The 12306-nt window shown below is 27.9% G+C and carries 13 protein-coding genes; all 13 read right to left on the reverse strand.

The annotated features are described in order from the left end of the window. Positions 1 to 44 precede the first annotated feature (44 nt). Positions 45 to 1184 (reverse strand): DegT/DnrJ/EryC1/StrS family aminotransferase, encoded by a 1140-nt coding sequence (locus IW20_RS04970; RefSeq protein ID WP_035619554.1) that lies wholly within the window; start codon positions 1182 to 1184, stop codon positions 45 to 47. Continuing rightward, positions 1177 to 1797, reverse strand: coding sequence for an acetyltransferase (locus IW20_RS04975; protein ID WP_035619556.1), 621 nt, complete (start codon positions 1795 to 1797; stop codon positions 1177 to 1179). Before IW20_RS04975 ends, IW20_RS04970 begins: the two co-directional genes overlap by 8 nt. Further along, entirely contained in the window at positions 1784 to 2389 is a 606-nt protein-coding gene (locus IW20_RS04980) for a sugar transferase (protein ID WP_035619559.1), read from the reverse strand. The genes IW20_RS04975 and IW20_RS04980 overlap by 14 nt, the downstream gene beginning before the upstream one ends. Before the next feature lies 1 nt (position 2390). After that, positions 2391 to 3311 (reverse strand): glycosyltransferase, encoded by a 921-nt coding sequence (locus tag IW20_RS04985; RefSeq protein WP_240478456.1) that lies wholly within the window; start codon positions 3309 to 3311, stop codon positions 2391 to 2393. Between the two features lie 64 nt (positions 3312 to 3375). Further along, entirely contained in the window at positions 3376 to 4491 is a 1116-nt protein-coding gene (locus IW20_RS04990; RefSeq protein WP_035619561.1) for a glycosyltransferase, read from the reverse strand. 28 nt (positions 4492 to 4519) lie between these two features. Then, entirely contained in the window at positions 4520 to 5635 is a 1116-nt protein-coding gene (locus IW20_RS04995) for an EpsG family protein (protein ID WP_035619563.1), read from the reverse strand. Then, the gene (locus IW20_RS05000; RefSeq protein WP_035619566.1) at positions 5636 to 6706 is read right to left on the reverse strand and encodes a glycosyltransferase; all 1071 of its coding nucleotides are present in this window, start codon (positions 6704 to 6706) and stop codon (positions 5636 to 5638) included. A 12-nt stretch (positions 6707 to 6718) separates the two neighbouring features. Further along, the gene (locus IW20_RS05005) at positions 6719 to 7714 is read right to left on the reverse strand and encodes a CgeB family protein (RefSeq protein WP_035619569.1); all 996 of its coding nucleotides are present in this window, start codon (positions 7712 to 7714) and stop codon (positions 6719 to 6721) included. 24 nt (positions 7715 to 7738) lie between these two features. Beyond that, on the reverse strand, positions 7739 to 8893 hold the full coding sequence (locus IW20_RS05010) for a glycosyltransferase (protein ID WP_123869446.1): 1155 nt from the start codon (positions 8891 to 8893) through the stop codon (positions 7739 to 7741). Positions 8894 to 8911: 18 nt separating this feature from the next. After that, entirely contained in the window at positions 8912 to 9799 is an 888-nt protein-coding gene (locus IW20_RS05015; RefSeq protein WP_051885574.1) for a glycosyltransferase family 2 protein, read from the reverse strand. 1 nt (position 9800) lies between these two features. Further along, complete coding sequence (locus IW20_RS05020) at positions 9801 to 10463, reverse strand: acyltransferase (RefSeq protein WP_051885576.1); 663 nt, start codon at positions 10461 to 10463, stop codon at positions 9801 to 9803. Positions 10464 to 10685: 222 nt separating this feature from the next. Continuing rightward, positions 10686 to 11357 (reverse strand): DUF1919 domain-containing protein, encoded by a 672-nt coding sequence (locus tag IW20_RS05025; protein ID WP_035619575.1) that lies wholly within the window; start codon positions 11355 to 11357, stop codon positions 10686 to 10688. Positions 11358 to 11564: 207 nt separating this feature from the next. Then, the gene (locus IW20_RS26680) at positions 11565 to 12302 is read right to left on the reverse strand and encodes an acyltransferase (protein ID WP_035619577.1); all 738 of its coding nucleotides are present in this window, start codon (positions 12300 to 12302) and stop codon (positions 11565 to 11567) included. Between the last annotated feature and the right edge of the window lie 4 nt (positions 12303 to 12306).

Genomic DNA, 12306 nt, shown 5'->3' on the forward strand with positions numbered 1-12306 from the left:
ATTCATTTTTCGTCTTAAAATATAATATTTTAAATCGCTTAATTTTATTTAAAGAAGCTATTAAACACTTGTTCTATTCTTTTTCTATCCTCATCAATTAAATTTGAGCCCGATGGTAAACATAGGCCATTATCAAATAAATTTTCAGCAATTTTATTACCGTAGTAAGGGAATTTCTCAAATATTGGCTGTAAATGCATAGGTTTCCACAAAGGACGACTTTCAATATTTTCTTTTTCTAATGCTAATCTTAAGTCTTCTATTTTCTTGCCTTTTACAAATTGTGGACTGAAAACTATTGCCGAAAGCCAATGATTTGAATAATAATCATTATTAGGTTCCGTAAACACTTTAACCTCATCGATATCTTTAAAATAGTTGACATAGAAAGAATGCATATTTCTTCTTAAACTAATATGATTATCTAAAACTTCCATTTGACCACGACCTATGCCAGCACAAATATTACTCAATCTATAGTTATAACCTAATTCGCTATGTTGGTAATGCGGTGCATTATCTCTCGCTTGTGTTGAAAGAAATATTGCCTTATTAATTACGTCTTTACTTTTTGATACTATTGCACCACCACCGGAAGTGGTTATTATTTTATTTCCATTAAATGAAAGAATTCCAATATTTCCAAATGTGCCACATTTTTGGTTTTTATAATAACTCCCTAATGCCTCGGCACTATCTTCTAAAACTGGAATATTATACTTTTCTGAGATTCTATTTATATCATCAACTTTATAAGGCATTCCATAAAGATGCACGGCAATAATTGCTTTTGGTTTTTTACCTTTTGAAATTCGATCAACAATAGCATTTTCTAATGCTTCCGGACATAAGTTCCATGTTTCAGATTCACTATCAATAAAGATTGGTGTTGCTCCCTGATATAGAATAGGATTTGCTGAAGCTGAAAATGTCATACTTTGACAAATCACCTCGTCTCCTGCTTTAACATCCAATATTATCAATCCTAAATGAATGGCTGCTGTTCCAGAACTTAAAGCTCCAACAAAAACATCACCATTCAGATAACTTTCCAAATCTTTTTCAAACCCATTAACATTTGGGCCTAACGGTGCTATCCAGTTACTATCAAAAGCTTCTTTAATATATTTTTGTTCCGATCCTCCCATGTGCGGTGAAGAAAGCCATATTTTTGTGTTACTCATTTACTTCTTTATATTTTATAATTTTCCCTGGATTTCCTACAACAGTTGCAAAATCGGGTACATCTTTAATAATGACTGACCCGGCACCAATGGTAACCCATTTTCCAATTTTAACTCCTTGAATTACGCAGGCTCCAATTCCCACGTGAGTTCCCTCTCCCAAATTCACATTTCCTGCTAAAGAGGCATTTGGTGAAATATGGCAAAAATCACCTATTTTGCAATCATGTTCGATAACTGCACCAGAGTTAATAATACAATGTTCGCCTATCTCTACCGAAGAATTAATTATTACACCTGCCATAATAACTGATCCTTTACCAATCTTTGAATTAATAGAAAGTATAGCTGTACTATGAATTGCTTTAAAAAAAGAGGCTGCAACTTTTGAAACAACTTTTTTTCTTAAAAAATTATCTCCAATTGAAACAATAATAAAATCTGACAATGAAGATCTAAGAAGTGATGCTTTCAAAACCGGAATCCCTAATATTTCTTCAGTTTTAGGATAATCATCAAATATACATCTCACATCATCATTGTTACTTCTTAAAATATCAATAACAACTTTACAATGTCCGCTTGCTCCATATAAATATTTAACTTTCTCCATTAAACAATTCTGTTGTTGCAGTATTTACTGAGTTAATTCCATCTCTTTTAATTACCTTTTTAATTGTTTTAATCAGTATATTCAAATCTAATAAAAATGATACATTTTTCACATACCAAACATCGTATTCAAATTTTTGTGACCAAGACAAAGCATTTCTACCATTAACCTGAGCCCAACCAGTAATTCCAGGTTTAACATTATGCCTTTGTTTTTGAAAATCATTATACAATGGCAAATACTCAGGCAACAAAGGTCTAGGTCCTATTAAACTCATATCTCCGTTTAAAACATTTAATAATTGAGGAATTTCATCCAATGATGTTTTCCTAATAAATATTCCAACTTTCGTCAATCTATTAGCATCAGATAAAAGAATACCATTAACATCTCTTTTATCATTCATTGTTTTAAATTTTATAATTTTAAAAATTTTCCCATTTTTACCTGGTCGATTTTGAAAAAAAAAAGCTTTTCCATTATTAGCCATCAATAAACAAATGAATACTGTTATAAATACAGGAAGTAACACTATAATACCAATACATGCTACTATAAAATCAAATAAAACCTTTATATATTTACTATACATTTTACCTCTTTCTTATAAATAAACTAACAGTACAGAACATAAAAAATTTATTAGTACTTCTCATTAAACTTAAATTATAGTACAATAAAACATAAATACGGGTTAGTAAATTTTGCGAATATAATTTGTATATTTTCTTTGATTCTGAATTTTCATCTAAAAGATTTTTAAACCCCTCAATTTGCTCAAAGTACCAACCTTGTCTTACCATTTTTAGCCTTTCTTTTATTGCATTATAGGAAAATGAATTTAATTGTCCATGAACATTTGTATCATGAATCCTATATAAAATATATGCATTCTTATCTATAAAGACCTTAAAATTATTTGTACGGGCAAAAAAATAAAAATACCAGTCATGAGAAAAATTTTTCCACTCGGTTAATTTCAATTTTGACAGTGCTATTTTAGATTTATTATAAAATGTATTAGTAAAAACATAAGTGCAACCTGCGCTTCCGCCTTCAAAAAGAAAATCATACTTTTTTTGTGAATAGTTTTTCTTTATAATATCTCTTTTTCCCGATTTTTGATCCCACTTAATTAAATTAGATAAATACAAGTCTGCCTTGTCGCTTTTCAAACATTGTATTGCTTGTATCAACTTATTTGAAAGCCATATATCATCCTGATCGCAAAATGCAAAAAAATCATAATTTTCTGAATTCTCAACAATCTTCATTAAATGTAAAAAGTTTTTAGCAGCAGAACCTGATCCCTTTTTATTTTCAACCAGAGTGACCCTACTATCATTAAGATATTTATTGATTATTAAAATTGTATCATCTTTACTATTGTCATCAGATATTAATAATTTAATATTGACTCCTTCCTGCATAAGTACTGAATCTATTTGCTCAGAAATATATTTACTTCCGTTGTAAGTAGCCATCAGCACTAAAATATTTATTTCTTGTAGCATTTTTAACTATTTAGCAGCATACATAACTATTGTTTTTTTAATTTTATCTTTTTTAAACTAATAACTATTGAATATCTAATATTTCTTTCCAACTGTTAATTGAATTAATATTATTACCAATATTTAATTTATCAAAATTAAAATAATCCAACTTTTTTTTCTCGATCAAATCTTTAATTAATAAAGCAAGTCCACTTATATCATCAGGTTTAAAAATCACTAAATAGGGATAATTACCAACTGTTTCATAGACATATTCTAGATCAATAGCAAAAATTGGTTTACTATATCTAGAAAACTCTGACAATGGCAATCCCCAAGTCTCTAAACGAGAAGGATAAACCAATACATTCGCTATTTTATAATTATATTCAACTTGTTCTCTAGAAATTGATCCTAACCATACGATGTTTAATTTTTCATATTTTTTATTTAAATATTTTGTATAACTATTTTGATCCTTTAGAACCGTAATTCTTAATTCAATATTTGTGATTGAATATTTATAATATAAAACATTTAGAGCTTCGCATATTAACTCAATATTTTTATAGCCTATTGCTCTTGTTGGATAAAATAAAATTAATTTATCTTTTGCTTCTTTTTTCAATTCAAAATGCTCATCTAAATCTTTTAATTTGTCTTCAAAATTAAACGGTTTAAATATCAAAATCTGACTAATTGGCAAATTATATTTAAGACTAATTTTTTTACCAATCCAATTTTGTTGAACTATAAACTTTTTATTTTTAAAAATATTAAACCGTAAAAATATAGTGTAGTAAATCTTCTGAAAAATGACACTGCGTGAAAACAAAAGGTCAGATCTTTTTATATTAAAAAAGATACTTGCATTATGAAAATAGGTAAACATTTTTTTTACAGATACATTTGGAGTAAAATCATTTAAAGAAATCCATACATCTGCATTAATATTTTTCGAAATTTTTTTATAGTATATATATTCAAAATAGAATTTGAACAATATGAATTTTTTATATTGTGGAATTTCGATAAAACTTATATTATCAGACTTATAAAAAAAACTACTGTCATTTACAATTGCAATTATTTTGTAATCTGAAAGTTTTGAAAACTCAATTAATGCGCTATTATATATAGTCAATGGTCCACCTGATGTAATATTCGCTCCTGACAAAACAACTGTCTTTTTTAACATTCCTAATATTTAATTTAAAACTTTATTACTAATACATCTCTCTATCAAAATCTTGATTAATTAAAATTCCTTTGTAAGGAATAAATAGGTCCTCATAAGCTGAAATCGATTGGTAAAAGAGAAAAACACAAAATACGAAAAGCAGCAACAACACATAACTTCTTTCTAATCTGTCTTTTAAAACAACAAACTGACATGAAATCAATAAACATTCTAGCACATTAAAATATAAACTCCCTCTATTAACCATAATTATTAAAGAGCTTGAAAACAAAAAATAAAAAGCCAGGCCAAAAAGATAACCGTTGAAAATTAAATTATAATAAATTATTTTTTTTTGCAATATTTTAGAAGTATACAAAAATAAAGCTAGATATAATAATCTCCTAATCAATCCAACTAAACTAAGTGCATGATCCGACATTACTTCACCTGCAAGCTCTGTATATGCTGAAACTTTAGATTCTCCTGCTCCACCAACACTACTTCCTAAAATTGAAAATACGTGAATGGGAATACTGGTTTTCCCTATAATAAACGAAATAAAAATTATAAAAATTACCATATTAACTTTTACTGGTCTATTTAAAAAATACATGATGCAAAAAAGTATTGCAGTAGAATGAAATAGAAAAGCAATTGCTATTAAAAAAAAAAACTTATACGGTTTTTTATCTAATACATATTGTATGGAAAACAAACAAATTGCAACAGCTAACAATTGACGGTTTGACCCTAATACACCTAGTGTAGAAACATAAAAAACTAATAATGTGACAAAAGGAAATGGACTTAATTTTTTACTTGCATAAAAAATCAAAAAATAATATACTATTGCGTGAATTACTAAGAAAACAGAATAGCTATCAGTTATATTTTTTACTAAAAACACAAAACTTCCATAGCCAATTTCAAATCCAGCTAAAATATTAATGATAACGGAACTGTAATCTATTGTATTTTCAAAATTATCTAAATAAACTTGCCAATCTGTACCTGTCTTCCATCGTAAACCAGCTTGAAAAACAAAAACAAAAAAAAGGATAAAACTCATTATATTCTTTTGGCTTTTTGTTAATTCACATCTTAACTCAAAAAATGAGAACAACAACAATAGAAATAATGTAATTATATATATTGCCATTTAAATGGTTTTATATAATTCGTTAAACTTCTTGATAATTATAAAATTTGAATAAAATTTATTATAAAAATCATAAAAGTTGTAGCTCGATTTAACATTTACAGAATTTAATTTTTCTATTAAACTTTCAATAGAATTTTCAAATAAAAAGTCATTTGAACAAATAATTTCAGGAATGGCACATTTGTTTGAAGCAATAACAGGTTTATTAAAAAGATATCCTTCTATGATTGGCAAACCAAATCCTTCACCGTATTCGGCTGGCACTATTACAATGTCACATTCTTTATAGTAATCTATAAGTTCTGCATCAGGAACGTAGCCCAGTAATGTAATATTTTCCAATTGATTGCTTTCTATCTTGTCTTGATAATAATGTAGCAAAGGACCTTTTCCAGCTACAAAAAATTCAAAATCACTGTTAGTCAACTTTGTTGCCACATCAATAATTAAATCTATTCTTGCTCTATCTTCAATACTTCTAACTATAAAAACCTTAATTGATGAAGCCTGAAAATTTGTCCTTTTATTATTTGTTTTAAGACAATCTAAATTATATTTTTCTAGATGTGAGGTATTAAATATTATTGTATAGTTTTTACGATTACCATATAAACTCATCTGTTTAGCATACTCAGAAATAAAATGTACGTGTTTTACTCTGAAATATAAAATTTTTTCAAGGACAAAAAAGAAAATATTTAATTTATGATTTGTTGCTTTAGTTAAATAATAAAGAGCATCGTGCAGTGTGTATAGATTACTTTGATAAACACTGAAAATACTCATTAATGCATTATGAGAATGAATTAATACTTTTTTTTCTTTTTTTATAATTTTATATAAAATGATATTTAGAGTTAAAATCCAAAAAATATCCTTTTTAATTGATATACATATCAAATGATCGTAATGATAAACTTTCGTTTTATTATCCCAATGTATATAATAGTTAATTTCACTTAGACTTGCCTTGGATTGAAATTCTATAACATTTTCAACACCTCTCTTATGCTTAAACATATTGTTAAAACCAAAAAACACAACTCTTTTAATATCAATAAAACTCATGGCTTCAGCACATTAATAGATTAATCTCATTAACTGATCTATCCTGTGCTCGTAAGTATGATTTAATAGAAAATATTCATATTGCTTTAAAGATAATTCATGTCGTAATAATGGTTTGTCCAAATAAAAATTTATTAAATCTATGGCTTCATTAATATTTTTATAGGTAAAATCCTCAACTGGAATTGATGAATATTCTTTTAAACTTGACTTGTAATCACAAATTTGGAATCCTCCAATGCCGCCAATCTCAAAAAATTTCACATTTGCTGACTCAATTTCGGCATAATGGAAGTTGTTAAATATTATTTTTGATCCATAAACAAGTTCTGACTTCCTTTGACCTGTAATAAATTCTGAGTTAAATTTAAGCTTTAAATCATCTCTAAAAAAACGACGGTCCATGCTTCCAAAAAGTGAAACATTTATATTCGATTCTATTAATTTTGCTACCATATTTGCTCTATATGGATACATAGTTCCAAAGCTCAATAAGTCGATTCCTAATTTATGCTCTAATTCAACTCTATCAACTTGAGGTTTGATATGAACCCGTGGATTAAAAGCTTCTGGCAAATAAAAAGTATTTAAACCCATTTTATTCTTCATGAAATCTACCATATAATGGTCTTTAGTAAAATAAGCATCATAGGGTGATGCAAAAATTTGCTGATATTCTAATGTTGTTAACTGATCTGGATTAATATGAATTACTTTTACTTTTGGTAAAGCTTGTTTAATCAATCGTATACAAATTGGATTAATGAATCGATAAGTGCATATTACTAATTCCGGATCAGATTCGATAATTTTTTTTGCTACTTTCCGAAACAAAAACTCATCATATTTTTTAAGAAACTTAGATGCCATATAATTATATTTATAAGGAACCGCTATAGCATCTTTTATGTCTATATGAATTACAAAATTCCCTAAAAAAGAAAGTGATTCATTAAGATGATACTCAAGGCTATCAAAGTCTTTACTTCCTAAAAGAGCTATTTTCATCAATCTTTTATTTTATTAAATTTATTACTTATCAAATCCAATTTCTTGTAATTGCTTTGAAAATATTTTAGTTAAATTTTGAACTGATAATAAATTTTGAGCTTTTTCAAAATCAAAATCAATATTCTTTTCTGATTTTTTTGAAATCAGAAAAATCTTGTCAGCCATTTCACTCACAGAATCAACAAGATAACCTATTGAACCGAACTTAGTAAAGATGTATTCAAAATAATCATTCCTTATTGCTATTATAGGTCTTTTTCTGTTTATTGCATCAAAAATTGCTCCACTAGCAGTTAAACGATAAGTATCTGAAGGGTAGAAATATAAAACAAAATCTAATTGATCAATACGATCATTTAACTCTTCTGTACTTATCATGTTTCTCCCTTCATTAGATGGCAGATTAATTCCTGCTTTTTTTAGAAGAGAGATGTTAAAATTAATTCTACCCGAAATAGATAAATTAACATTGACTGCTTCTTTGTGTTTTAAAAGTTTTGCTAATTGCAAGAAATCTTTTCCTCCTTTATATTCATTAAAAACGCCAACAGTCCCAATATTTAGTTCTTTTGTTTCTTTATTTTTCTTGACATAAGTATTTCTATTAAAATCATACGGATGATCTATTGAATAAAAATGACTCATCATATTTTCTGGTAATCTAGAATATAAATTCTTTAAGATTATGTCTCCTAAAACAAAGAAATATAAATTGCTACTAATTTTAATATGTTTATTTAAAAAAAACTGTCTGGTAAGATTATTTTCGAAGCTATAGAATATTCCTTTACCTGTTGGACTAGTTTGAAGCATTTCCATAGAACCATGTCGAAACATTATAATACGTTTTTTTAATATTTTATTAATAAAATTTATTAAACGCACAGAAACGGTAGCATCAAAACTGTAAACGATAATTTGATCATGTGGAGATATTAATAATTGCCAAATATCATTAAAAAAAGTAAAAAAGAAACGCAAGATTATATTCCATGGACCTGTTCCCTTGATCACATATAACTTTTTGCTTCTAACATTTAACTTGTTAAGACCTATCTTCTGAGCTCCTCTATATTCAACAGAAGAAGCAACATTAGTCAAAATTTCTATTAACTGAGAATTAAAATTTAAGTGCCAATTATCATAACAGACACTATCAACCATTCGTATTTTCATAGTAAAATCCTGCAAATATTAACTTTTGTTTAAAGCCAATCTAATTCTGTTAAACCATTCTTTTCGTTTTGAACGGCTTTTTGCATTTCGAATTACTTCAGAGATATAGGTAATACCCCAAATAAAATCTGCAAGTTTACGGTATAAAATACTATGAGTAATTTTATAATAGTTTTTTCGCCCTTCTACATAAAACTTACTACGTGCTTTTGCTAACGAAAAACTACCTCCTGCTAAATGAATAATTTTTGCTTCAGGAAAGAATACTGACTTCCTTCCCTTACGGTAATATCGATAAGATAACTCTGTTTCCTCAAAATATAGAAAAAAACTAGGATCAAAAAAACCATATTGTTCTATATCGCTACGTCTCAACATCATATCTGCTCCAGTAACATTCGCAACAGTAATAAAATGGTCTGTTTTTATATTTTTCAATTTTTTCTTTTCCAGTCTATGGCTAATAGCCCAACGTAATAATACATCAATCTCCATCAATATAGACGGAAACAAAAAAGAATAAGAATGAGTGGTAGTTAAACCATCTTCTTCAAATAATTGCCCTCCTACAATTGCTATATCTAAATTCTGATTTAGAAATCTCCATAGTATCTCAATGGCATTATTGATTAATAACGTGTCAGAATTCAGTAAGAAGATATAATTACCTGTTGAGTGCTCAAATCCTAAATTATTAGCTCTTCCAAATCCTAAATTCTCAGGACTTTCTATAAGTATAACCTGAGGAAATTCTATTCTAACTTGCTTTACAGAATCATCTGAAGAAGCATTGTCTACTACAATTACTTCAAATGATATTCCCGCAGTTTTCTCATAAACTGAACGTAGACATTGAAGTGTTAACTCTTGAGTATTATAATTTACTATAATTATAGAAACATCCATATTAAGAATCTTGAGAAGATAAGGTTTTAATAATTTTTCCCGGATTACCACCTACAATACTGAAAGGTGGAATATTTTTTGTTACTACTGCATTTGCTCCAACAATACTATTTCTACCTATAGTTACACCCGGCAATACAGTTACTTTGTCACCTAACCACACGTTATCTTCAATAATTACAGGACCTTTTGAATAAAGTGGACGCTGACGCGGAGTACTATCCATACTTTTAAAATTAGTATCTCCATGCCCGTTATCAGTTATAGTCAAACATCTTCCAGAAAGTACATTTTTTCCAATAGAAATTTTATGAATTGCAGTTATATGACTTTGTTCTCCGATTACTGTTCCATCACCAAAAGTTATCTCTGGAAAAACGAAATGTTCTTCCGAATCATTTATTTCCCAAGCTGTAAGGATAGCATCTTTCATTATACAAACATCATTTCCAATGGATATATATTTACCGCCTATCACTGTAGCTTTTCTATGAATGGAAGAACATGATCCAAATTTTTTAAACAAGCTGGAAATTCTCGCAGTATAAATATGTCGCGTACACACATCAATCCAAGCAGATAGACGTAAAGGATAAATATAAGACAAAATCTTACCTATAAAACGTGCTATAAAATAGCTAAATTTTATCAACTGCTTTTTCATAAAAAATATTTAAAAAATGCTATAGTAATTAATTTAAAAACAAACAAATTTCATCAAAACTGTCACTCAAAACATTATTAAAAACTATAACTTACATTTTCACAGATAATATCACCCATAAAGTCAAGCTCTATATTTAATGAAATTTTGACTATAAATTTAATGCTGAATATAATGATTAGTATACTTTTACTTATTTTAACTCAATATTTAACAAAGAAATTAAACGGTATCCGTCACACTGACATTCTTACGATTACCTTTATTGAGCCATTTAACTACATCAAAATTTTTTCGGTAAGCCCAACGATTATTATAAATATCACCAATAGATAATTTCCTTTTATACTGTCTTAAAAAAACTACCGATTTAACAGTGTTCATTTTTTTTGCTGCAAACATTACCTTATTATTTTTTGACACAGGTAACTTATCAAAACGTTCTATTAATTCAGGTGTGCACAAACTACTGTCGGAAAACTTATAAAACAAATTATTATAATTTATTCGGGCCTTACGTCTATTCCAGTTACTTATTGCTTCTTGTACGCTCTCATAATGCAAAAAATGTACTTCAACCTCTTTTAGTTTTGCAATGGGATAATAATGATTATTTTGAAAACGGTAATCATTAGCTTCCTTATACTTTGACTCATCTATAAATAACAATTGCAAATGAATCAACTGATTAAAATTCTCTAAAAAATCAATGTAACAGGGGGCATGAAAAAACAAACCAACTACAGGAGTTGTATATTGCAATTGTAGATCTTCATACACACCTCCACCCCAACAATCGTTTGAAATAATGGTGAAATTATGATTTTTCAAACGTGTACGTGCAACTACGCAATATATCCTATCTAAAAGCCCTACAATTTTTATTAAAATCATGTTGAATTATTAATAAATTTACTATTATTTTTTTTTTGAATTTATCTTTTTATCTACTTACAATAGTTTTTTTTTGATTCAAATTCTAATAATAACAAAAGAATTTATGTTTTTATACTAACATTTTTTCCTTCCAAATAAGTCATTACTAGATAATAATTTAAATCTTGAACTTATTATTATAATAAATCTTAAATAAGACTAAGATTAATAAAACGGTAAATGATTACCATCAAATTCGTATCTTAAGTCATGATTACGGTCTCCTATTACCTTAGCAGGTATTCCAGCTACAATAGCAAATGGAGCCACATCTTTTGTTACTACACTACCAGCCGCCACAACAGCGCCTTCGCCAATATGAACACTATGAAGAATAATGACATTAGGACCTATCCATGCTCTATCATCAATTTGTACCCGAAATGACGCATCGGAATTCCCTCCAAAATAGGGATCACGGTGATCGTGATGTTCAGTGTATATACATACTCTTGATGAAAAGTTCACATTCTTACCAATAATAATCTTATTTCTTGCATCTAATAATACATTGTCTCCCATAATACTTCCTTCACCAATCGTAAGATTATAACCTGCTCGGATCTCAGCGCCCCAATAAATAACTGCTTTAGGTGCTAATTTTACAAACCATATATTTCTATACATAAAATTTCGAATACGATGAGAAGGTATTCGACCACATTCAAAATCCCAATAACGATTAAATCCATAAATATAGTTTAGTAAAAAAGCCTTGAATGTCTTGCTTGCTGTTAGAGTGTCAGTATTAATTTCATTTTCTTTATTCTGAGAGTACTCATTAGTTATATATCTCTCAGCTCTTTGATTAAAAAGTCTTAATGGAATAAATGACAAGAAAATTCCAACAATTCTTCTAAATAAAACAATTATAACGAGAATTACTAAAAATAAATTACTCATAATT

Origin of the sequence: Flavobacterium hydatis, assembly GCF_000737695.1 — a bacterium.
GTDB lineage: Bacteria > Bacteroidota > Bacteroidia > Flavobacteriales > Flavobacteriaceae > Flavobacterium > Flavobacterium hydatis.

Bases quoted from the DNA above. Each gene is read 5' to 3' on its own strand.
- IW20_RS04970 (WP_035619554.1), bottom strand. From the start codon at position 1,184: ATGAGTAACACAAAAATATGGCTTTCTTCACCGCACATGGGAGGATCG.
- IW20_RS04975 (WP_035619556.1), bottom strand. From the start codon at position 1,797: ATGGAGAAAGTTAAATATTTATATGGAGCAAGCGGACATTGTAAAGTT.
- IW20_RS04980 (WP_035619559.1), bottom strand. From the start codon at position 2,389: ATGTATAGTAAATATATAAAGGTTTTATTTGATTTTATAGTAGCATGT.
- IW20_RS04985 (WP_240478456.1), bottom strand. From the start codon at position 3,311: ATGCTACAAGAAATAAATATTTTAGTGCTGATGGCTACTTACAACGGA.
- IW20_RS04990 (WP_035619561.1), bottom strand. From the start codon at position 4,491: ATGTTAAAAAAGACAGTTGTTTTGTCAGGAGCGAATATTACATCAGGT.
- IW20_RS04995 (WP_035619563.1), bottom strand. From the start codon at position 5,635: ATGGCAATATATATAATTACATTATTTCTATTGTTGTTGTTCTCATTT.
- IW20_RS05000 (WP_035619566.1), bottom strand. From the start codon at position 6,706: ATGAGTTTTATTGATATTAAAAGAGTTGTGTTTTTTGGTTTTAACAAT.
- IW20_RS05005 (WP_035619569.1), bottom strand. From the start codon at position 7,714: ATGAAAATAGCTCTTTTAGGAAGTAAAGACTTTGATAGCCTTGAGTAT.
- IW20_RS05010 (WP_123869446.1), bottom strand. From the start codon at position 8,893: ATGAAAATACGAATGGTTGATAGTGTCTGTTATGATAATTGGCACTTA.
- IW20_RS05015 (WP_051885574.1), bottom strand. From the start codon at position 9,799: ATGGATGTTTCTATAATTATAGTAAATTATAATACTCAAGAGTTAACA.
- IW20_RS05020 (WP_051885576.1), bottom strand. From the start codon at position 10,463: ATGAAAAAGCAGTTGATAAAATTTAGCTATTTTATAGCACGTTTTATA.
- IW20_RS05025 (WP_035619575.1), bottom strand. From the start codon at position 11,357: ATGATTTTAATAAAAATTGTAGGGCTTTTAGATAGGATATATTGCGTA.
- IW20_RS26680 (WP_035619577.1), bottom strand. From the start codon at position 12,302: ATGAGTAATTTATTTTTAGTAATTCTCGTTATAATTGTTTTATTTAGA.